General features: G+C 61.0%; 23 protein-coding genes and 1 pseudogene. 11 read left to right on the top strand and 13 right to left on the bottom strand.

Annotation, left to right across the window (positions count from 1 at the left end; genetic code table 11):
* Positions 1-50 precede the first annotated feature (50 nt).
* The 4 genes from ruvA to ruvC are packed head-to-tail and all read right to left on the bottom strand — an operon-like array spanning position 51 to position 1,910.
* Positions 51-665 carry a Holliday junction branch migration protein RuvA gene (gene ruvA / locus N2600_RS18390; protein ID WP_017968118.1) on the bottom strand — a complete coding sequence of 205 codons (615 nt, stop codon included), beginning with the start codon at positions 663-665 and terminating at the stop codon, positions 51-53.
* A gap of 13 nt (positions 666-678) precedes the next feature.
* Positions 679-1,092: a type II toxin-antitoxin system VapC family toxin gene (locus N2600_RS18385; RefSeq protein ID WP_017968117.1), complete on the bottom strand. Its 414-nt coding sequence runs from the start codon at positions 1,090-1,092 to the stop codon at positions 679-681.
* Positions 1,092-1,343, bottom strand: a complete 252-nt coding sequence (locus tag N2600_RS18380) for an AbrB/MazE/SpoVT family DNA-binding domain-containing protein (protein ID WP_017961997.1) — start codon at positions 1,341-1,343, stop codon at positions 1,092-1,094. The genes N2600_RS18385 and N2600_RS18380 overlap by 1 nt, the downstream gene beginning before the upstream one ends.
* A 57-nt stretch (positions 1,344-1,400) precedes the next feature.
* A complete protein-coding gene (gene ruvC, locus N2600_RS18375; protein WP_003542749.1) occupies positions 1,401-1,910 on the bottom strand; it encodes a crossover junction endodeoxyribonuclease RuvC in 510 nt (169 codons plus the stop codon).
* A gap of 243 nt (positions 1,911-2,153) precedes the next feature.
* On the opposite strand from ruvC, the gene N2600_RS18370 reads away from it, so the two are divergent.
* Positions 2,154-4,469, top strand: a complete 2,316-nt coding sequence (locus tag N2600_RS18370) for a methyl-accepting chemotaxis protein (RefSeq protein WP_260297044.1) — start codon at positions 2,154-2,156, stop codon at positions 4,467-4,469.
* A gap of 125 nt (positions 4,470-4,594) precedes the next feature.
* The gene (locus tag N2600_RS18365) at positions 4,595-5,596 is read left to right on the top strand and encodes an LLM class flavin-dependent oxidoreductase (protein ID WP_260298847.1); all 1,002 of its coding nucleotides are present in this window, start codon (positions 4,595-4,597) and stop codon (positions 5,594-5,596) included.
* Between the two features lie 102 nt (positions 5,597-5,698).
* Here the strand turns inward: N2600_RS18365 and N2600_RS18360 are convergent, their stop codons facing one another.
* Together N2600_RS18360 and N2600_RS18355 are read right to left on the bottom strand one after the other, a co-directional pair.
* On the bottom strand, positions 5,699-6,445 hold the full coding sequence (locus N2600_RS18360; protein ID WP_162118855.1) for a YebC/PmpR family DNA-binding transcriptional regulator: 747 nt from the start codon (positions 6,443-6,445) through the stop codon (positions 5,699-5,701).
* Between the two features lie 116 nt (positions 6,446-6,561).
* Positions 6,562-6,996, bottom strand: coding sequence for a DUF6636 domain-containing protein (locus tag N2600_RS18355; protein ID WP_260297043.1), 435 nt, complete (start codon positions 6,994-6,996; stop codon positions 6,562-6,564).
* 138 nt (positions 6,997-7,134) lie between these two features.
* Here N2600_RS18355 and N2600_RS18350 point away from each other — a divergent pair, with 138 nt between their 5' ends.
* Positions 7,135-7,638: a pyridoxamine 5'-phosphate oxidase family protein gene (locus N2600_RS18350; RefSeq protein ID WP_260297042.1), complete on the top strand. Its 504-nt coding sequence runs from the start codon at positions 7,135-7,137 to the stop codon at positions 7,636-7,638.
* A 123-nt stretch (positions 7,639-7,761) separates the two neighbouring features.
* Here the strand turns inward: N2600_RS18350 and N2600_RS18345 are convergent.
* From N2600_RS18345 to N2600_RS18315, 7 genes and pseudogenes are all read right to left on the bottom strand, one after another.
* Positions 7,762-8,606, bottom strand: a pseudogene (locus N2600_RS18345) (MBL fold metallo-hydrolase).
* Positions 8,607-8,769: 163 nt separating this feature from the next.
* The gene (locus N2600_RS18340; RefSeq protein ID WP_260297041.1) at positions 8,770-9,594 is read right to left on the bottom strand and encodes a TIGR00282 family metallophosphoesterase; all 825 of its coding nucleotides are present in this window, start codon (positions 9,592-9,594) and stop codon (positions 8,770-8,772) included.
* A gap of 3 nt (positions 9,595-9,597) precedes the next feature.
* Positions 9,598-10,185 (bottom strand): 5-formyltetrahydrofolate cyclo-ligase, encoded by a 588-nt coding sequence (locus N2600_RS18335; protein ID WP_170257741.1) that lies wholly within the window; start codon positions 10,183-10,185, stop codon positions 9,598-9,600.
* Positions 10,186-10,302: 117 nt separating this feature from the next.
* Complete coding sequence (locus N2600_RS18330) at positions 10,303-11,013, bottom strand: hypothetical protein (protein ID WP_260297040.1); 711 nt, start codon at positions 11,011-11,013, stop codon at positions 10,303-10,305.
* Positions 11,014-11,055: 42 nt separating this feature from the next.
* On the bottom strand, positions 11,056-11,973 hold the full coding sequence (locus tag N2600_RS18325) for an NAD-dependent epimerase/dehydratase family protein (RefSeq protein ID WP_222384620.1): 918 nt from the start codon (positions 11,971-11,973) through the stop codon (positions 11,056-11,058).
* Positions 11,970-12,737 (bottom strand): glycosyltransferase, encoded by a 768-nt coding sequence (locus tag N2600_RS18320; protein ID WP_206120633.1) that lies wholly within the window; start codon positions 12,735-12,737, stop codon positions 11,970-11,972. The genes N2600_RS18325 and N2600_RS18320 overlap by 4 nt, the downstream gene beginning before the upstream one ends.
* A 400-nt stretch (positions 12,738-13,137) precedes the next feature.
* Entirely contained in the window at positions 13,138-14,358 is a 1,221-nt protein-coding gene (locus N2600_RS18315) for an NAD-dependent epimerase/dehydratase family protein (RefSeq protein ID WP_170279773.1), read from the bottom strand.
* Between the two features lie 119 nt (positions 14,359-14,477).
* On the opposite strand from N2600_RS18315, the gene ybgC reads away from it, so the two are divergent.
* From ybgC to ybgF, 8 genes are all read left to right on the top strand, one after another.
* On the top strand, positions 14,478-14,933 hold the full coding sequence (gene ybgC, locus N2600_RS18310) for a tol-pal system-associated acyl-CoA thioesterase (protein ID WP_017968104.1): 456 nt from the start codon (positions 14,478-14,480) through the stop codon (positions 14,931-14,933).
* A 375-nt stretch (positions 14,934-15,308) separates the two neighbouring features.
* Positions 15,309-16,028, top strand: a complete 720-nt coding sequence (gene tolQ, locus N2600_RS18305; RefSeq protein ID WP_260297038.1) for a protein TolQ — start codon at positions 15,309-15,311, stop codon at positions 16,026-16,028.
* Between the two features lie 18 nt (positions 16,029-16,046).
* Entirely contained in the window at positions 16,047-16,502 is a 456-nt protein-coding gene (tolR, locus tag N2600_RS18300; protein ID WP_170279772.1) for a protein TolR, read from the top strand.
* An 8-nt stretch (positions 16,503-16,510) separates the two neighbouring features.
* Positions 16,511-17,656: a hypothetical protein gene (locus N2600_RS18295; RefSeq protein ID WP_260297036.1), complete on the top strand. Its 1,146-nt coding sequence runs from the start codon at positions 16,511-16,513 to the stop codon at positions 17,654-17,656.
* Positions 17,657-18,103: a cell envelope integrity protein TolA gene (locus N2600_RS18290; protein ID WP_020051521.1), complete on the top strand. Its 447-nt coding sequence runs from the start codon at positions 17,657-17,659 to the stop codon at positions 18,101-18,103. It abuts the gene before it with no gap.
* Positions 18,104-18,124: 21 nt separating this feature from the next.
* Positions 18,125-19,432: a Tol-Pal system beta propeller repeat protein TolB gene (gene tolB, locus N2600_RS18285; protein ID WP_260297033.1), complete on the top strand. Its 1,308-nt coding sequence runs from the start codon at positions 18,125-18,127 to the stop codon at positions 19,430-19,432.
* A gap of 151 nt (positions 19,433-19,583) precedes the next feature.
* Positions 19,584-20,111, top strand: a complete 528-nt coding sequence (pal, locus tag N2600_RS18280) for a peptidoglycan-associated lipoprotein Pal (RefSeq protein WP_162118843.1) — start codon at positions 19,584-19,586, stop codon at positions 20,109-20,111.
* A 163-nt stretch (positions 20,112-20,274) separates the two neighbouring features.
* Entirely contained in the window at positions 20,275-21,261 is a 987-nt protein-coding gene (gene ybgF / locus N2600_RS18275) for a tol-pal system protein YbgF (RefSeq protein ID WP_260297032.1), read from the top strand.
* Positions 21,262-21,263: the final 2 nt, after the last annotated feature.

The following is a 21,263-nucleotide window of genomic DNA, read 5'->3' as shown; positions in this document are numbered from 1 at the left end:
ATCTCCTTACCATTCAAGTTTAGTAAGGAATTGCGATATATTCAAGGAGATCAACGCGCCAACTCCTTCAATCCCAGCCTGATCAGCTTGGCGCTGTCGGCGCCGTCGCCTGCAGTCTTCATTGCTGCGGCAATCGCATTCGCCGCCTGGTCTCTGCTGTAGCCGAGGTTGGTCAGCGCGGAAACCGCGTCGGCGACAGGCGCGGCCGCGACCCCTTCGCCGAGTTCCTGCTTGAGGGCGATATTGATCGCTTCGCCGGCAAAGGCCGGCGCCCGATTCTTGAGCTCGGTGACGAGGCGCATCGCCACTTTCGGGCCGACGCCCGGCGCACGCGAGACCGCGGCACGGTCCTGCAGGGCGATTGCATTGGCAAGTTCGCCTGGCGTCAGCGTCGAGAGCACGGCGAGCGCCACCTTGGCGCCGACGCCCTGGACGCTCTGGAGCAGGTTGAACCATTCCCGCTCCAGCGCCGTCATGAAACCGAAGAGCTTCAACTGGTCCTCGCGCACATAGGTCTCGATGAAGAGCACGCAGGCCTCGCCGGCCGAGCCGAGCTTGGACAGGGTGCGGGCCGAGCAATGGGCGACGTAGCAAACGCCGTGCACGTCGACGAGCACATAGTCTTCGCCGATCTCGTCTATGGTGCCTTTCAGCTTGCCGATCATGGGTCGCGGTCTCTCAAGGATGCGTTTCGGGGGTTATAAGGTCAACGGAGGGGAAATAGGAGCGGTATCCGCTGGGATCGCGGGTCAAAATTCTGTAGCCCCTTATTGCCGCATGCGCGCCGATGAAGAAATCGGGCAAGATCCGTTCGCGCCCACCGCCGGCGCGACGGTAAAGCCGGAAGGCCGCAGCAGCGGCGAATGCAGCCGGCCAAGGCAGATTCTCGCGGCGGAATTCATCCTGCGGCAGCAGTCGATCGACTTCGTCCACGTCGTCGTACCGAACGGAAAATTCGGAATAGATGATCGGGTTTATGAGGACAGGACCGTCTTTGAAGACGTCAAGCATCCTTCGACGCGACCAACCGTGCCAGTCCGAACCGACCACGGCCAGATCGACAAGTATGTTCGTGTCGACAAGTGTGGCCATCAGCGATCACGGGTCATCGACATAAGGTCTTCGGCATCGATCTCCTGATCGCCAGTGCCCTCGAGACGACGGATCGTCTGTATGAAACGATCCAGGCGGCCCCGATCCTCGATCTCCTGCTTGCCGTTCTTCGGCGAGAGAACGAGCTTGCCGCCCTCTATTGAGAAAATGACCTCGCTATTGGCCTCGATGCCGACAAGTTCCCTGAGATCACGAGGAATGGTGACCTGCCCTTTGGACGTAACTCGCATCTTGTTGCTCCTTCACAGTAAGAATTATCCTTACCAATGGAACAAGTCAAGAACAAGCTATCCGGCCAATGCCTGCCGCATTCGGTTGCTGCCGCGATTATGCGCGTGACAGATGGCGATCGCCAGGGCGTCGGCGGCGTCGTTGCCCTTGAATTCGACCTTCGGCATCAGGATCTTCAACATCATGTGGATCTGCTGCTTTTCGCCATGGCCGACGCCGATGACGGCCTTCTTCACGGCGTTCGGGGCATATTCGGAGACCGGCAGCCCGGCGCGGGCCGGTACCAGCATGGCAATGCCGCGGGCCTGACCAAGCTTCAGGGTCGCCACCGCATCCTTGTTGACGAAGGTCTGTTCGACGGCGGCCTCGTCCGGCTTGTAACTGTGGACGATCTCCGCCAGGCCGTCGTGCAATTGGCAAAGGCGGGAGGCAAGGTCCATGTCGCCATCAGAGGTCACGGTTCCGGACGCCACAAACCGCAGGGAATTGCCTGATGTCTCGATGATTCCCCAGCCGGTGCGGCGAAGCCCGGGATCGATGCCGACGATGCGAATCGTATTTTGCATGGTTCAACCTATAGCGATTGCGAAATAAGTGCCATCGATGTGTGAACAAAACAAAAACATTCCCGGATTTCGGCCCTGCCATTTACCGCGAATTAAAACAGATGCCTGAATTCTAGTCATTGAATACGAGAGGGGCCCTTTTCGCGAAGATTTAAGCCCCCGATGTTCTGTTTATAGGTCAGTTGATCAGGCATGCGCAGCGTGCCCGCGCTGGCAGGCGCGTTACGAAGGGGTTCGTCGTACATGGCTCGGAGATTTCAATCCTTGTCCTTCAAGGTCATCGTCACATTCATTCTGCTGACCGTGCTGTCGATCGCGGTCATCGATGTGCTTGCCTATTTCGCCAGCAGCCGCATTTCTGACGAGCAGGCGCTGAAGGCCAAGGAAAGCGTGCTGATCTTTCGCGGCGACATGCTGCAGGACCAGCTGACGCAGCTTGAAAACCAGGCCAACTCCATCGCGCGCATCGAGGCGCTGCAGATGTCGATCACCAATCTGAAGAGCGGCTGGAAGACCATCGAGAAGACCGCGGGCGATGCCCGGGCCGAGCTGAAGAAGGTTTTCATAGCAGGCAACCCCAATCCCGCCGACCAGCGCGAGAAGCTGATCAAGCCGGAGGGGCCAAGCGGCTTTTACTATTCGAGCCACGAAAAGACGCAGGGCGAAGTCGCCCGCGACCTCGAGGATACCGCCTTCAGCGATCTGCTGATCGTCGATCTCGAGGGTACGGTGCTCTATTCCTATAAGAAGCAAGACGATTTCGCCGAAAATCTGAAGTCGGACGCCTGGAAGGCGACCGGCGCCGGCATTGCTTTCGCCAAGGCGATCGAGAATACCGCCAAGGCGACCGATGACGCCGCGCCGACCGGCTTTTCCGGTCTTCGCGTCGATGCCGGCAACGGCAAGTCGGCGATCTTCTATGCCGTGCCGATCGTCAAGCTTGGGGCGGCCAAGGGCATCATCCTCTTCAAGGTGCGGGATGAGATCGTCACCGGCATCCTCGCCAAGGGCATCGTCCAGGGCAGCACGGCGCGGGCGGCGATCGTCTCCGGCGATGGATCCGCCGTCAGTCTCGACGGTAGCGGCAAGCTTACGACGCTTGACGCGACACCCTTCACCTTCATCAAGAGCGCGCTTGCCAGTTCGGCGATGACAGTTGCCGATTTCAGCCGAGCGGATGGTGCGGCTCGCGCCTATGTTCGCGGTATCGACTATCGCGGCGATCGCTTCCTCGTGGTCGAAAGCGTGCTTTTGAGCGAGCTCAATGCCGGCTCGATCGAGATCGCCACCCTGCTGACGATGATCGGCATCGGCGTACTCGTCGTCATGGCGATCGCGACCGGGCTCGTCACCAATTTGCTGTTTTCACCGCTTGCGCGGCTTGCCGGCGTCACCCGCGATGTCGCCGACGGCAAGCTCGACAGCGAGATCGGCAGCCTGAACCGCAAGGACGAGATCGGCACGATGGCCAACGCGCTCGACCGCTTCCGCCACTCGCTGATCGAAAGCCGCGAGCTCGAAGCCGCCAGCGAAGAGACACGCCTGCAGGCGGAGCAAGACCGCCAGCAGAATCTGGCCGAACGCGACGCCGAGGCGAAGACGCTGCAGCAGGTGGTCGAGGCGATTGACGAGGGCCTGCATCATCTGGCGAACGGCGATCTCGCCTATCAGATCGATACCCGCTTCCCGAACGAGCTCGAAAGCCTGCGCGTCAATTTCAACGAGGCGCTGGCGACGCTCAGCGAAACCATGACGGCAATCGGCGGTAATTCGATGGCCGTGCGCGCCGGCTCAGAGGAGATGCGCACCGGCGCCGACGAACTTGCCGGGCGCACCGAGCGCCAGGCCGGCTCGATCACCGAGACGGCGAATGCGATCAGCGCCATCACCCAGTCGGTCCGCCGGCAGATCGAGCGAGCCGAACAGGCCGAGCGCATCGCCCGCGACGCCAAGAAGGAGACGACCGGCTCAGGCCAGATCATGCGCGAGACGATCGCGGCGATGGAGGCAATCCAGGCCTCGTCGCGCCAGATCAACACGATCATCTCCGTCATCGACGACATTGCCTTCCAGACCAACCTCCTGGCGCTCAATGCCGGTGTCGAGGCGGCGCGCGCGGGTGAATCCGGCAAGGGCTTCGCGGTCGTCGCCATGGAAGTGCGCGAGCTCGCCCAGCGCTCGTCGAGTGCCGCCAAGGAAATCTCCAGCCTGCTGCAGAAATCGACGCATGAGGTCGAAAGCGGCGTTGCGCTTGTGGAAAAAGCGGGCGTCGCGTTGACCGGCATCGGCGCCCATGTCGAGGCGATCAACGGGCAGATCAACGAGATCATGGGTGCGACCCGCGAGGAAGCCAATACGCTGCGCGAGATCAATAGCGCCGTCGCCGAACTCGACGCGATGACGCAGCAGAACGCCTCGATGGTCGAGGAGACGACGGCGGCGATCCACCGGCTGGCGACGGAAGCCCTGGAAATGGACCGCCAGCTCGGCAATTTCACGCTGCCGCCCGGCCACCATCAACCGAGCGCCGAGGTGCACGTGCTGCGCCGTCACCGGTAACTCAGCGCTTTCAACATTGCACAGAGGCCGCGCTCGCGCGGCCCTTTTTGTTACGCTCATGGTTTGGAATGGTGTGGGCGCGAACCTACATAGACGGCATCGTCCAACTGCCCGGCAGGTTTCCCATGGTTCCCTTCTCCATACTCGACCTTTCCCCCGTTGCCGAAGGCAGCACCGTGCGCCAGTCCCTCGAGGGCTCGGCGCGGATGGCTGTGAAGGCGGAGGAATTCGGCTACAAGCGTTTCTGGCTTGCCGAACATCACGGCATGCCGGGGATCGCCAGTGCCGCCACATCAGTCGTCATCGGCCATGTCGGGGCTGCGACAAAGCACATCCGCATCGGCTCCGGCGGCATCATGCTGCCCAATCATTCGCCGCTCGTCATCGCCGAGCAGTTCGGCACGCTGGAGGCGCTCTTCCCCGGCCGCATCGATCTCGGCCTCGGGCGTGCACCGGGAACGGACATGCGCACGGCACAAGCGCTGCGGCGCAACCTCGAGGCCGGTGCAAACAGTTTCCCCAACGACGTGGTGGAACTGCAGCAACTCCTCGATACGCCGGTCGAGAACCAGGCGATCCTCGCGGTTCCCGGCAATGGCTCTCATATCCCGATCTGGCTGCTCGGCTCCAGTCTCTACAGCGCCCAGCTCGCCGGCATGCTGGGGCTTCCCTATGCCTTCGCCTCGCATTTCGCGCCCGACATGCTGCTCGATGCGATTGCGATCTATCGCGACCGCTTCAAGCCTTCGGCGACGCTCGACAAGCCCCATGTGATGGTCGGCGTGATGGGTGCGGTGGCGGCGACGGACGAGGAGGCACGCTATCATTTCACCTCTGCCCAGCAGCAATTCGTCAATCTGCGCCGCAACGTCCGCGGCCCGTTCCCGCGTCCGGTGACCGATATGGGGGACTTCTGGTCGCCGATGGAAAAGATGAATGTCGAACACACGCTGCGTTATGCCGTGGTCGGCTCGCAGAAGACGGCGGAGGCGAAACTGACGGAGTTTCTACAGGAAACGCAGGCCGACGAGGTAATCATCTCGATGCCGATCCACGACATCGAGGCGCGGCTGACATCGGTGGAACTATTCGCCGGGCTGGGAAATTTCATGCGAGCCGCCGCTTAGAACAGGATGATTTTAGGCCGGTCGGCCTAAAATCTGAATCCTTTACGGCAAGAAGAAACCCGGCGTTGCATCCGGGTTTTATTTGACACCTGCCTGAGGAGATCAGGCCGAGAGCTTCGCCAGGACTTCTTCCGAGACTTCGAAGTTGGAATAGACGTTCTGCACGTCGTCATCGTCTTCCAGGCTGTCGATGAGTTTCAGCAGCGACTGGGCTTTTTCCTCGTCTACCGGGACGTTGTTCTGGGCACGCCAGACGGCCTTGACGGTTTCGGCTTCGCCGAGGCTCGATTCCAGCGCTTTCGCCACGTCGCCGAGGGCTTCGAAGGCGCAGGTGATGTAGTGGCCGTCTTCGTCGGTTTCGACGTCGTCGGCGCCGGCTTCGATCGCGGCTTCCATCACCTTGTCGCCATCGCCGACGGAGAGTTTGTAGGTGATTTCGCCGACATGGTCGAAGGAGAAGGACACGGAACCGGTTTCGCCGAGAGCGCCGCCAGCCTTGGTGAAGCTCGAGCGCACGTTGGAGGCGGTACGGTTGCGGTTGTCGGTCAGGGCCTCGACGATGATCGCCGTGCCGCCGGGGCCGTAGCCCTCATAGCGGACTTCATCGTAATTCTCGCCGTCGGCGCCGGCTGCCTTCTTGATGGCGCGGTCGATATTGTCCTTCGGCATGGACTGGGCCTTGGCGTTCTGGATCGCCAGCCGAAGGCGGGCGTTCATCGTCGGGTCGGGCAGGCCGGCCTTGGCGGCAACGGTGATTTCGCGCGCAAGCTTGGAGAACATTTTCGACCGCACGGCATCCTGACGGCCTTTGCGGTGCATGATGTTTTTAAACTGTGAATGGCCAGCCATGGCACCCCTGTTCACGTCTCATTGTTCGGAATGGGCCGCCTTATAAGAGCGAAACGGCACCCGTTCAAGGAAAAAGCGGTAGATTTGCCGCATGATGCACGGGTCTGTCGCCTGTCTCAGTCAACCGTCAGCCGCTTGCGGCTAGCGAGGAAACCATGTCCGTCCCGGCGTCGGCAGCGCAACCCTTCCGTGCTGGAGGTGCACGAATAGGGCCCGTCCCTCCAGCTCTCGCCATAGTCGAGCACATGCTCTTCGCTGCAGCAGGCGGTGTCGCCGACCATCTTGAAGATATAGGCCTTGCCGCTCGCCGGCAGGATGAGGCGGACGTAGAGCGGTTCGATGCGATCGCAGGCAAGCTCCGGACCGCCGTCTTCGGGAACATACATTTCGACGCCGCCCTTTGGCGTATAGACACAGCCGATATTTCTTGTGGGCGTGACGAAGACGACCTGACCGTTCCCGTCGGGCTTGAACGTCCTTTCCGCCGCAAGGCCCGTGGGCGCAAAGGCTGCGCAAAAGATCAAAGCCAGAATCGAATGTCCTGTTCCCATTGTGATCGCCTCCCGGTCAGGCGCACTATCGCATATTCCCCTGCGCGGAAAAGAGGGCACCGTCCGCTGCTTCCGCACGGAACAAAGGCGATGGGATGACGTTTCAAACCGAACTCCATACAACGGAAAGGAACGGTCATGGCAAGTCTCAGCGAGGCGCAGGAACATCCAGCACGTCAGCTCTGGGATCAGGTCAACGATGTTCATGCCGGCATGCTTGGAATTTCCGGACTGGACATGCACATGCAGCCGATGGCACCGCATGCCGATCGTACCACCAACACCATCTGGTTCTACACCAAGACCGATGCCGACATCGTGCGCGCCATCAAGCCCGGCAGCCGCGCGCATTTCTGCGTCATCGGTAGGGATCACGACTATCACGCCTGCCTTGCCGGCGTGATCGACGTGCGCCCCGACCCTTCCAAGATCGAGGAATACTGGAGTTCGATCGTCGCGGCCTGGTATGACGGCGGCAAGAAGGACCCCAAGCTTACCATGCTGTCCCTCCATGTCGACGATGCCGAGATCTGGGTTTCCACAGGCAACACGCTGAAATTCGGCTGGGAGATCGCCAAGGCCAATCTCGACGACGACAAGATGCCGGATGTCGGCATCAAGCGCCATCTGCAGTTCGCCTGATGTACGAGGCTCCTGGATAACTCCTAAATTGGAATCGATTTAGGGATAGAATTATGCAGCAGTTCAGAGTGCTACAGCGTCCTTTGCGCGCCTAAAAGACGCGCGGAAAACCGCCGAGCCTGTTTACTGCACACCCTTCAGCACATAGATCAGCGGTTTTTTCGGCAACGTGCGCATCGAGACGATGATACTGTCATCGGGCGCATTGACGACGTCGAAATCCTTGCCGAACATCGAGACGAAGGCTTCGACCGGCGGGCCGCGGCGGTGCATCGGCAGGATCAGCGACGAGCGTAGCCGCTTGATGACGCGGCTCATGCTGTCAGCGCCCATGGTCAGGCCACCGTCGACGGGGACCATGACGACGTCGAGGCGGCCGATCTCGGTATAATGGGCATCCGTCAGTTCGTAGTGCAGGTGGCCGAGATGACCGATGCAGAGGCCGGCGATTTCGAAAATGAAGATCGAGTTGCCGTTCTCGTGCGCACCGCCGAGGCCATAGCTGAAGCGGATATCCGTCGTGACGTTGCGGATATAAGCATCGCCGACGACGAGATTAATATTCGCCTTTTCGCCCGGAATATCGCTCCACCCATGCAGCACATGCTTGATGCCGGGATCGGGCGTCAAGGTGAAGTGGGTCGAATGGGCCTTGTTCATGGTCACGACGTCGGGCATCGTCGCCGGCCTGTACCAGCCATTATAATCTGTCGCGATGACCATGCCTGCGGGCGTTTCGATCTCGAAGGTGGAGTGGCCGAGGAAGGTGAGTTTGACATCTTCGCCCTCGAAGACGGCAGGCATCAGCTGCGGAGCGCCGGAAAAGCTTGCGAAGGTCACCTTGGGGATGGTTTGCGCGATCGCCTGGCACTGGCTGGCCGGTGGCCGCTGTCTTGTGCCCCGGCAAGATTCGGCGCGGCGAAGGCAGCAAGGCATGCGATAGCGAGGACAAGATATCGCGGCTTCATGCCACCCCTCCGGCGCTCTATCACCCTTTGATCGGCGCATAACCCCGAAAATCAATTCCGATTTTCGGGGTTATGGGCGAATGGCGGAAGGATGCGGCATGAGGCCGCGGGGGTCCAGACGGAGCATGCTCACAATTGCGTGTTGGATGGCGCCCGCAGCCTGCTACCGCCAGAACTCCGGCACCGTCTCCGCCAGCCGCGGTCCGAGCCGGAGCGGCGCGATCTTTTCGGCAAGTCCCGTCGCATCCGAGATTTCCACGCCGACGCCGCAGATCGTCGCGGGGCCGGTCGCGGCCTCCATGCGGCCCTTCGGCATCTTGGAGATGAAGCGGTTGAGCGGCTCCTCCTTGTCCATGCCGAGGGAGGAGTCGTAGTCGCCGCACATGCCGGCATCCGACATATAGGCGGTGCCGCCGTTCAGGATCTGTGCGTCGGCGGTCGGTACATGCGTGTGGGTCCCGACGACCAAGCTGGCGCGGCCGTCGACGAAATGGCCGAAGCACTGCTTCTCACTGGTCGCCTCCGCATGGAAATCGAAGATGATCGCGTCGGCCTGTTCCTTCAGCGGGCAGGCGTCGAGGATGACTTCCGCCGATTTGAAAGGGTCGTCGAGTTCCGGATGCATGAAGACCCGGCCCATGACGTTGGCGACGAGCACCCGCGCGCCGTTCCTGGCATAGAAAAGGCCGGAGCCGCGGCCAGGCGTGCCTTGCGGATAGTTGGCAGGACGCAGGAACTGATCGTGACGGCCGGCAAAAGCGACGGCTTCCTTCTGGTCCCAGACGTGATTGCCTGTCGTCACCACATCGGCGCCGGCATTGATCGTTTCCAGAAAGATGTCCTCGGTGATACCGAAGCCGCCAGCGGCGTTCTCGCCGTTGACGATGACGAAATCGAGTTTGAGGTCGGAAACCAGGCCGGGAAGACGGTCCCAGACCGCCGTGCGTCCCGTCTTGCCGACCATGTCACCCAGAAAAAGCAGCCGCATTCCCTATCCAATCCAAGAGGCAAAAAAGCGAAGGCCGCTTTCTGTCAGGATGGCATCCAGGCTTATGTCGTGCGGCTCAGCGGGCACATGTGCCACTTCCTGGCAGTCGAATGCAATGCCGATCAGCTTCGGATGCAGGCCTTTTTGCCTTAGCCGGCTGATGGCGCGGTCGTAGTGGCCGGCGCCGTAGCCGATGCGGTGGCCTCTGATATCGAAGGCCGAAAGCGGCACCAGCATGATCTCGGGATCAAGAATGGCGGCATCTGTGCCGGGGCCGACCGTGCCGAAACCGGTATCGACGAGGGGCGCACCTTCGGCCAGCTCGCGAAAGACAATGGTCTGCCGATCGAGGATTGCCGGTACGCAGAGCCGCGCACCGCGTACGGCAAAGCGCGCCATCAGCGGCCTGAGATCGGCCTCCGAACGGATCGGCAGAAAGCCGGAGATGATCGTACCCAGTGCAAAACCGACAGCCTCGCCGGCATGTTCGGCCATTGCGAAGCTTTTGGAGGCGCGTTTCTCGGCGGGGATAGCGTCGCGGGCGGACAGCCGCTCGTTGCGCAACTGCGCTTTCAATTCTTTCGCGGTCATTGGATCTGCCGGTTCTGAGAGATTTACCCGAGCATAGACGGCGGGATGTCCGATGCAAATGCCGGATGCGACGGTATCACGCGCGTTTCATGCCTCGGCCGCCGACGGCAGCGATCGTCAGACGATGATGCTTGTCGGTATTGTCGCCGCGGCGATGGAGAAGCCCGTCATATCAGGAACGGCATTGGCTCCGGCCTGCCGGTCTTGCAGCCGCAACTCGCGCATCGCCTTTTCGAGCACTTGCTTGAGTTCGCGCACCACCGCCTTGAACTCTTCCATCGTTTCGCGATCATCGGCCGAGATGCCCGAGAATTTCGGGGCATCCTCGGCGACGCTGGCATAGGCGTTGCGGGCGTTGGTGGCGGCGTCTGGTTCCTGGGAGCCGGTCTCGCCGGCCGCAGCTTCTCCTGAAGTATCCGTCAGCGTAGCGGCGGCCCCGCTGGTTGCGACCGGCGTCGCATCCGTGGTTGTTGCATCCACCGGAACAGCCGTTGCCGGGCTGTCGGCCGCGACTGATGATGCGAATTCGGAGGCGGCGGTGCCGACCTTGCTTGCCAGTTCGGCGGCCAGCCGGGCGACCACCTCCGGAGCCATGTTGGAGCTGCGCAGCATCTCCAACTGCTGCTTTGCCTCTTCGAGCTTGCGTTGCGCCTTCGCCTTGGCCTCGTCTCCCGAGTTCGCCAAGGTCTGGCGCATCTGCTGCAGCGCCTGGGTGGCGCGCTGCAGCTTCAGCACGCCTTGATCGGTCTCGGTTCCGGCGGCTGAAATGGCTGCCGTCGAAGACGTGCCGCGCAAGATGATGGAGGCAGACGTGGTTGCGACCTGCATGGACAAATTCCCCGATCTTTAATTCGGGCGCATTCTGCATCGTCAGACTTGCGTGGAACTGTGTCTTGGGGGTTCGGGAAGCATAGCGGCCAGCCGCTGCATCGTCTCCTCGAACAGAGGCACTCCGCCGGGCGCCCAGCCGAGCGCGCGGATTTTCGTAGTGTTCATGGGGTTGAGCGCGGCGCTATCGGCGGGAGCCGGCAGCGCGTGCCGACAGCCCGTCTCGCGGCGGATGCGTGACAGGATATCGCGCGTGTCGACCGACATGTCTGAGACGTTGAAGACCTCGCCGGAGACGCGGGTGCTTTCCGTCTCCAGCATCAGCCGTACCGCCCGCCCGAGATCGCGGCCGTGAACCTCGGTTCCCACGCGGGCAACGACCGGCCGGCCGGCGAGATAGTCGGCGATGAGGCGGTCCCACTTGTTCGGCGAGAGATCGCCATAGACGCCGGTCGGCCTCAGGCTCACGCCGGCAAAACCCGGCGTCGAGAGATGGGCAAGCGCCCGTTCGGCATCGAGCTTGACCTGGCCGTAGAGTGTTTCGGGCTTGGCCAGCATCGTCTCCGTCAGTTCGGTTTCTGGCGGGTGTTCGCCATAGGCGGCGCGGCTGGACAGGAAGACGCAGCGGCGCGTGCCGGCGCGTTTGGCGGCTTCGAAAAGCCGAACGGTGCCGTCGAGGTTCAACCTGTGGAAGGTCTTCGGATCGTTGCCCTCGCCGCCGCGATATTTGCCCGGGACATGGCTGAAAGCGGCGTGGACGAAGAAATAGGCGTCATCGAAGACATCGATCTGATCTTTGTCGGGATCGAGCGAAAGCGCTGCGAACTCGACCGGGCGGGAGAAGAGGCGGGGCAGCGGCGCGCGGCGCCCACCGACGATCACCTGATATCCGGCGGCCAACAGTTCCTCGACCACATACCGGCCGACGAGACCCGTTCCACCCGATACCAGTACTTTCATGCTGCCCCTTCCGGATTGTCCAGCGTCGTCACCTCAGGCACATCGCCGCCATTGTAGAAACGATGCCACAGATCGATCAAGGGTTGTAGCCGCGCTGCTTTGGGATGATCCTTTTCCCACGGTTTTTCGTACTGGTAATGCAGGATCGAAATGCTCTTCCAGTCCCAAAGCTCCGGCATGGTGAACCATACATATTGCAGCATGTTGAAATAAACCGGCAGGCCGTGCCAATGCGGGAAGAACGTCTCCAGAAAGGTCTGATCGGTGCGCCGCCAGAAGGCGTCCAGCCTGTCAAGCCTTTCGAGCATGTGCCGGAATGTGTCATGCGAGGGCGTGGCGACGAAGACGCCGGAATTCATGCGGCGGAAGTCGGCGAGGCTTTCGTAGACATTGGGGGCGGCGGAAAATTCCGGATAGAGGAAGAGCCTGTCGACGTTCTTCAGTACGAGAGCGTCGGCGTCGATGAAGACGCAGCGCTGATATTCGACGAGTTGCCAGAGCCTGAGCTTGCAGAAATTGTCGAGCGGCGAATGGAAATCCGGCTTGCGGCCCTTGGTGAAAGGGGCTGTCGAATGGAGCCGGCCGCGGGCGTGGCGTTGGTTGAAGGCGTCGGAAAGCGGCAGATGCTCGACTTCGATCAGGCGGCAGTCGAGCGCTTTCAGGGGCGCGAGGGCGGCTGCATCGACGCCGCCGGTGTGGAGAATAACGATGTCGGCGCTGGTGCTGGTTCGGCGCAGGGAGCGGGCAAGCGCGGTCGCGCCCATGACGTAGTCGGCATTGGTGACGAGCGTGACGTAGGCGAAGCGATGAGGCGGTTGCGTGGTTACGTTAGCCACTACCACACTTCCTTGTTTCTGTCCTTGATCAGGCCCAAGGACGGGATGGAGAAGAGGGTGTGCCGTGGCCACCCCCCTCTGCCCTGCCGGGCATCTCCCCCACAGGTGGGGAGATTAGCTAGGCGCGACGACTTCCCCCAGCAACCGGCGCCCAGCACAGCGAAACGGTAAATGGGTGGGAAGTGCGAGCCGCTTGTGATCTCCCCACCTGTGGGGGAGATGCCCGGCAGGGCAGAGGGGGGCTCACACTGTATGCCGTCTCCTTCCCACATAAAGTGAGTTGGTGAGGGAGCCTCTATGGAACCTTCCAATATGAACACGCCCGCACTCACGACACCGACTTCAACCGCTTGCCTTCCGGATCGTGATTGATCGTCGCGGCGATATCCCTAGTCCAGGCGGAGACGGCCGGCACGCGTGCGCGGTCGACGCGATAGGCGAATTTCTTGGCGACGTCGACGATTTCGCCGAGCATGCCTGCTTCCAGCGTGATCGGGTCGAGGCCGAGATCGCGGAATTTTTCGTTCCGGACGATCAGCTCGTTCTCTGCGGCTTCCTTGCGCGGGTTGGGCAGCCAGGCAATCTTGGCGCCGCTTATCCCCGCGATCATCTCGGCAAGGTCGCGCACCCGGTGGGTTTCCGTCATCTGGTTGAAGATCTCGACGCGGGCGCCACGCGCCGGCGGGTTTTTCAGCGCCAGCTCGATGCAGCGCACCGAATCCTGGATATGGATGAAGGCGCGGGTCTGGCCGCCGGTGCCGTGTACCGTCAGCGGGTATCCGATCGCCGCCTGGATGAGGAAGCGGTTCAGCACCGTGCCGTAATCGCCGTCGTAGTCGAAACGGTTGATCAGCTGAGTGTGGCGGCGTGTCTGCTCGGTATGCGTCCCCCAGACGATGCCCTGGTGCAGATCGGTGATCCTGAGACCATCATTCCTCGCGTAGAACTGGAAGAGAAGCTGATCCAGGCACTTGGTCATGTGATAGATCGAGCCGGGATTGGAGGGGTAGAGGATTTCCTGGCTGACCGTCTCGCCGCCTGCGGTTTCGATGCCGACCGGCAGGTAACCCTCTGGGATCGCCGCGCCGACCGTCGAATAGCCGTAGACGCCCATAGTGCCGAGATGGATGAGATGGGTATCGAGATTGAGCTCCGTCAACGCGTTCAGCAGGTTGTGCGTGGCGCTGACATTGTTGTTGACCGTGTAGTTTTTGTGGCGGTCGCTCTTCATCGAATAGGGCGCGGCCCGCTGTTCGGCGAAATGGATGACGGCATCCGGGCGATGTTCGGAAAGCCAGTTCTTCAGGAGTTCGTAATCCTTGGCGAGATCGATCAGATTGAAGTGGATGCGGCGTCCGGTTTCGGCATGCCAGATGCGGGTTCGCTCCTGGATCGAATCCATCGGCGTCAGCGACTGCACGCCGAGTTCGGTGTCGATCCAGCGGCGCGAGAGATTGTCGAGGATATGGACGTCGTGACCGGCATCGGAGAGATGCAGCGATGTTGGCCAACCGATGAAACCGTCTCCGCCCATAACCGCAATCTTCATCGCATCGTCTCCTGATTGGTCGCTCGTTGTCGGGAATAATTAGGAATTGTGACAGTTATTCAATGCTTGCCTGTCTGGAAGCGTTGCGCCAAAGAGGGCACCTCAGTTTGGAGAAAATTATGACGGAACGCCCTTTTTCCATTTCGGGAGAGCTGACGGAGGCCGGACACCGCCTCGTCCAGCGGGTCTATTATGAAGATACGGACTTCTCAGGCCTGGTCTATCACGCCCGCTACCTACATTTCCTGGAGCGCGGCCGCACCGATTATCTGCGCTGCCTCGGCGTCGAGCAGCGCGAGCTCGTCACCGCCGACGAGGAGGGCCTCGTCTTCGTCGTCCACCGCATGGAGATCGACTTCAAGAGCCCGGCGCGCATGGACGATGTCCTGACGATCCTGACGCATACGGAAAAAGCCGGCGGCGCCAAGATGGTGCTTAATCAGCAGATCCGCTCGGGCGAGACGCTGCTGATCGCCGCCAGGGTGATCATCGCCGTCATCAACGCTCGAGGGCGGCCGAGGCGGTTGCCGGAAACACTGGCAGCGAAATTCCTGGAAGGCAGCACGCCGCTATAGTCCGAATTGCCGAAAAATCGGACCTTGTCAAAACTTGAACTTTATGTGAAGGAATTCCCGCGCCGCAGGATGAGCGCTCTTTCGGCAGCCGGACTTTGCTCCGGTCAAGTAAGCCATGGAACGAAATCTTCCAAATACAGGCTTACTGTCACAGTCCGGCACTAACGATCTATTAACCATAATAGTGTCTTACTGGGAAAGTCGGAGTTTGTGCGGTGCACGCCTTCCTTTGACCAAATTTGACGGCAAGAAGGCGGAAGATGAGCTTGGAAGTTTGACCAGGGCTTTGGGCGGCGGCCGCCGGACACTTCTTACGAGATCAGTTTGTGCCGCCCGGTCCAGCACCGGGCGTTTGGATTCGGGGATTTTGGACCAATGGAACAAGTAGGATTGGCAGCAGCAGCGACGGACGTCAGCCTCTGGTCGCTTTTCATGCAGGCCGGCATTGTCGTCAAGCTCGTCATGCTCGGGCTTATCGCGGCCTCGGTGTGGACGTGGGCGATCGTCATCGACAAATACCTGGCCTACGGCCGCGCGCGGCGCCAGTTCGACAAGTTCGAGCAGGTGTTCTGGTCGGGCCAGTCGCTCGAAGAACTCTACCGCTCGCTGTCGGAACGCAACAATACGGGGCTCGCGGCAATCTTCGTGGCTGCCATGCGCGAATGGAAGAAATCCTTCGAACGCGGCGCCCGCTCGCCGATCGGCCTGCAGATGCGCATCGACCGGGCGATGGATGTGACGCTCGCCCGCGAATCCGAATCTCTCGGCGCCCGTCTCGGGTCGCTCGCGACCATCGGCTCAGCCGGTCCGTTCATCGGTCTGTTCGGCACGGTCGTCGGTATCATGACCTCGTTCCAGGCGATTGCCGGTTCGAAGTCGACCAACCTTGCGGTCGTCGCGCCCGGTATCGCCGAAGCGCTGCTTGCCACCGCGATCGGCCTCGTCGCCGCTATCCCGGCGGTTATCGCCTACAACAAGTTCTCTGCCGATGCCGGCAAGCTCTCGGGTCGAATGGAAGGTTTCGCGGATGAATTCTCCGCCATACTTTCGCGCCAGATCGACGAGAAACTGCAGCCGCGCGCTGCAGCTCAGTAACCAACGGAGTATTCTCGCATGGGTATGGCTGTTGGAGGCAATGGCGGCGGGGGCGGCGGACGCCGTCGTCGCGGCGGTCGGAACAGGGCCGTGATTTCCGAAATCAACGTGACGCCGCTCGTCGACGTCATGCTGGTGCTTTTGATCATCTTCATGGTCGCGGCACCGATGATGACCGTCGGCGTGCCGATCGACCTGCCGGAAACGCAGGCCAAGGCGCTGAATTCCGAGACGCAGCCGATCACCATCTCCGTCAAGAATGACGGCGAGGTGTTCCTGCAGGAAACCTCGATCCCGGCCGCGGAGATCGCCGCCAAGCTCGAGGCGATCGCCACCACCGGCTATAATGAACGTATCTTCGTGCGCGGCGACGCGACAGCGCCTTACGGCGTGATCGCCGACGTCATGGCCCGTATCCAGGGCGCAGGCTTCAAGAATATCGGACTCGTGACGCAGCAGAAGAAGGACCAATAGCGCGCAAAATGAAGGCCAGCGTCATCACATCTGCTGTTTTGCACGGGCTGGTGCTTACCTGGGCGCTGGTGTCGCTTAGCGCGCCGGAATCTTTCAAGGTGGAGGATTTCGAGGCGATGCCGGTCGATCTGGTGCCGGTGGAATCCATTACCCAGATGCAGCAAGGCGACAAGAAGGCTCCGAAGAAGGAGACATCAGCGCCCGTGCCGACGACACGTCCGCCGATCGCGCAGCCTGCCGAGAATGCCGGCGACAACAATGTCGACCTGAAGACGCCGCCGGTGCCGAACGCCAAGCCCAGCAACAGCGAGGCTGCCGCGGCGAATTCGAGCGAAAAGCCACTGCCGAAGACCGATCCGAAACCGAACGATGTCAAGGACATCGTCAAGGAGGAAACGGAAGTCGAGCAGCCGAAGGAAGTCGCTTCCATTCCGCCGCCGAAGCCCGTCGAAGTGACGCCGCCGAAGCCCGAGGAAAAACCGCCGGAAGAGCAGGCCAAGCCGGAGGAACCGCCGAAGCCGGATGCCGAGGCGCTGCCGGACAATGTGCCGACCCCCGTCGCCAAGCCGCAGGTGAAGCCGCCGGAGCCGCAGAAGCCCGCCGAAAAGCCGCCAGAAAAGACAGCCGACCAGCCGAAGGCTGCCGAGAAGCCGACCGAAAAGAAGAAGGCCGATCAGAAGCAGGAGACGGCGAAATCCGCCTCGTCGATGAAGAGCGACTTCAATGCCGACGAGATTTCGATCTTGCTGAACAAGACCGATCCTTCCGCCGGCGGCGCCAAGCGCTCGACGCAGGAGGCATCGCTGGGGGCGAAGAAGAGCAATGGCGGTTCCAAGCTCAGCCAAAGCGAACAGGATGCGCTACAGGGTTTGATCCAGGGGAACTGGCTTATCACCCCGGGAATGGAAGGTCTTTCCGGCATGGTCATCACGGTGCATTTCAAGCTCGATAAAGATGGAAATATTATCGGCCAGCCCGAAATCGAGTCTTCCGGCGGAAGCAGCACCGATTCAACGCGTCGTGCGCTGGAAAGTGGCGCTTACCGTGCCGTGATGAAATCTGCTCCCTCGTTCCGCACGACGCTTCCGATGGACAAGTATGACGTGTGGAACGAGGTCGTCCTTAACTTTCATCCCAGCGATATGGGAATTTAAATGCCGAGGAGTCCATTCAATTTCGCGAAGTCTTTCGGACTATACATCGCGCTGACAGGGCTCATCGGCTGCTCCATCTTTCCATTCAATGCGGATGCTGAAACGACCGGTCGAGCGAATGACAGTGCCACCGCGACGCATCTCACTGGGGCGGAGATCGATGCAATGCGGGATGCGATCGAAAATAACTTCTTTGTCGATGGCAGAATGAGCGACGACGGCAATGTATATGCGACGATCCATGTGAAGCTGGATAGAGACGGCCAGATTGTCGGCGTCCCTGACGTTAAGGCCAGTGGTGGAAGTGAGCGCACGCGGAAAAGCTTTGCCGATGCCGGCCTTCGCGCAGTTCGTCGCGCAGCTCCTTTTACAATGCTTCCAAAAGATAAATACGATGGCTGGAAGGAAGTCATTTTGAACTTTGACACCAGCGGTCCTACCCATTAGATGCTGAAAGGCTTGTTTGATATGGTCAAGTGTTCCCTCATCCGCGCTCTGATGGTCATTGCAGGCCTGATTGGGGCTGCAGCCTTTACGACCCCGGCGAACGCGTTGGTCACCCTCGACCTTCGAAAAGGCAATGTCCAGCCGATGCCGATTGCGGTGACTGACTTCCAGGGCGACATAGGCGCGCAGGTCTCGCAGGTCATCGCCGCCGACCTGCAGCGTTCCGGCCTGTTTGCCCCGATCAACAAGGCGGCCTTTATCGAAAAGATCTCCAATCCGGATGCCGCGCCGCGTTTCGAGGACTGGAAGGTCATCAATGCCCAGGCGCTGGTCACCGGCCGGGTTACCAAGGAAGCCGATGGCCGTCTTCGCGCCGAATTCCGGCTCTGGGACCCGTTCGCCGGACAGCAGATGACTGGTCAGCAGTTCTATACGCAGCCGGAGAACTGGCGCCGTGTGGCGCACATCATCGCCGATGCGATCTACAAGCAGATCACCGGTGAGGAAGGTTATTTCGACACGCGCGTCGTCTTCGTCTCCGAATCCGGCACCAAGCAGCAGCGCAAGCGCCAGCTCGCGATCATGGATCAGGACGGCTTCAACGTGCGGATGCTGACCGATGGCAGCGATCTCGTGCTGACGCCGCGCTTCTCGCCGAGCCGGCAGGAAGTCACCTACATGTCCTTTGCCAACCAGCAGCCGCGCGTCTATCTGCTGCAGCTCGAAACCGGGCAGCGCGAAGTCGTCGGCAATTTCCCCGGCATGACCTTCTCGCCGCGCTTTTCGCCGGATGGTCAGAAGGTGATCATGAGCCTGCAGCAGGATGCCAATTCCAACATCTATACGATGGACCTGCGCTCGCGCACGACGACCCGGTTGACCTCGACGGCGGCGATCGACACCTCGCCCTCCTATTCGCCTGATGGTGCGCGTGTCAGCTTCGAGAGCGACCGCGGCGGAAAACCGCAGATCTACGTGATGAACGCCGATGGCTCGGGCCAGACCCGTATTTCCTTCGGCGACGGCTCCTATTCGACGCCAGTCTGGTCGCCGCGCGGCGATCTCATCGCCTTCACCAAACAGGCCGGCGGCAAGTTCTCGATCGGCGTGATGAAGCCGGATGGTTCCGGCGAGCGCATCCTGACGACCGGCTTTCACAATGAGGGCCCGACCTGGGCGCCGAACGGCCGCGTGCTGATGTTCTTCCGCCAGGCGGCAGGCGCAGGCGGTCCGCAGCTCTATTCGATCGATCTGACCGGTTACAACGAGCAGCTCGTGAAGACGCCGACCTACGGTTCCGACCCGGCCTGGTCGCCGCTTATGGAGTAGGCGATGCGCTGCTGTCTTCTTGTCGCCCCAAAGTCATGGAACCGAGCGACCCGGGACAAATCAGTAAATCGTTAACCATAATCTTTGAGGGGCGGTTAACCGAGTGCGGTTACTGTCCGGAAACCCTGATGAAATCGCAAGGAGACCGGCCATGAGCCGAATTCATACCCCGGCAATGAGCCGCATGCAGAATTTCGCCCGCAACCCCGTCATGATCGCGCTTATCGCCGGCCTAGCGCTCGCAAGCTGCGCCAAGAAGAATACGCCGAACAGTGCCGGCGATCTCGGCCTCGGCGCTGGTGCGGCAACGCCGGGCTCCGCCCAGGACTTCACAGTCAATGTCGGCGACCGTATCTTCTTCGATACCGACTCCTCGTCGATCCGCGCCGATGCCTCGCAGACGCTCGACCGTCAGGCCCAGTGGCTCGCCCGCTACCCGAACTACCAGATCACCGTCGAAGGCCATGCCGACGAACGCGGCACGCGCGAATACAACCTTGCGCTCGGCGCCCGCCGTGCGGCTGCCGCCAAGGACTATCTCGCTTCGCGCGGCGTCCCGGCGCAGCGCCTGAAGACGATCTCCTACGGCAAGGAACGCCCGGTCGCCGTCTGTGACGACATTTCCTGCTGGTCGCAGAACCGCCGCGCGGTTACCGTGCTTGGCGGCGCCGGCATGTAATTGCCGAGCAATAATTGGCTTTTTCGAAAGGCGGTCCCATCAGGGGCCGCCTTTTCTTTTTGACCACACTTTGGCCAGACTCCGTTGCTTTTTGAAAGCAATTGGAAAAATCTCCTGTTCGTGCCATCGAGGTGCGAAGAATCACTGGGACAGGACGATACATATGAAGAAATTTGTCGTGGCAGGCATGCTGTGCCTCGCGGCTGTGACCGGAAGCGAACGGGCGGCCTATTCGGCCTCGTTCTTCGGGCTACATCTCGGCGGCCGATCCGCGGAAAACCAGGCGGCGCCGCCTGTTGTCAAGGTGCAGAGCGGCGACGCGGAGGTCCGCGTGCAGCAACTCGAAGAGCAGTTGCGGCAGCTGAACGGCCGGATCGAAGAGATGAGCTTTCAGCTTCTGCAGATGCAGGAGACGATCCGCAAGCAGCAGGAAGACAATGAATTCCGCTTCCAGCAGCTCGAAAAGACCGGTGCTGGTGGTGCCGCCAAGGCACCTGTCAAGAAGAGCGAGATCGATGCCGCTCCGGCAGCCTCCGGCGGCGACGACATTGCCAGGGTGATCCAAGCACCGCAGGGAGCCGAGACGGCTCCCTCCACCAACGTGCCCAGCAATACTGGCCTCGGCCAGCCGCCGAAGGAACTCGGCTCGATCGATTTCGATCAGAACGGCAAGCCGATCGGCGGAAGCGTCGACGAAAATGCCACGATCGGTTCCGGTCCGATTCCCGATGCCAATAGCAAGACGCCGCAGCAGACCGCCTCGCTCGGCAGCGAGGCCGACCAGTATAAGGCCGCCTACGGCCACGTGCTATCCGGTGATTACAGCACAGCCGAACAGGAATTCACCCAGTACATCACCCATTATCCGAGCAGCGCGCGGGCGGCGGACGCCAATTTCTGGCTCGGCGAAGCGCTTTATTCGCAGGGCAAATACAATGAGGCGGCCAAGACTTTCCTCAATGCGCATCAGAAATACGGCACATCGGAAAAGGCGCCGGAAATGCTGCTGAAGCTCGGCATGTCGCTTGCTGCCCTCGACAATACAGAGACGGCCTGCGCGACGCTGCGCGAAGTGTCGAAGCGTTATCCGAAGGCCTCTCGCGCCGTCATAAGCAAGGTTGCGAGCGAACAGAAGCGCCTCGCCTGCTAAGG

This window comes from Rhizobium sp. WSM1274, from assembly GCF_025200775.1.
Classification (GTDB): domain Bacteria; phylum Pseudomonadota; class Alphaproteobacteria; order Rhizobiales; family Rhizobiaceae; genus Rhizobium; species Rhizobium leguminosarum_I.
Note: the sequence above shows the minus strand (reverse complement) of the source record. Positions and strands in the feature narration are given on the sequence as shown.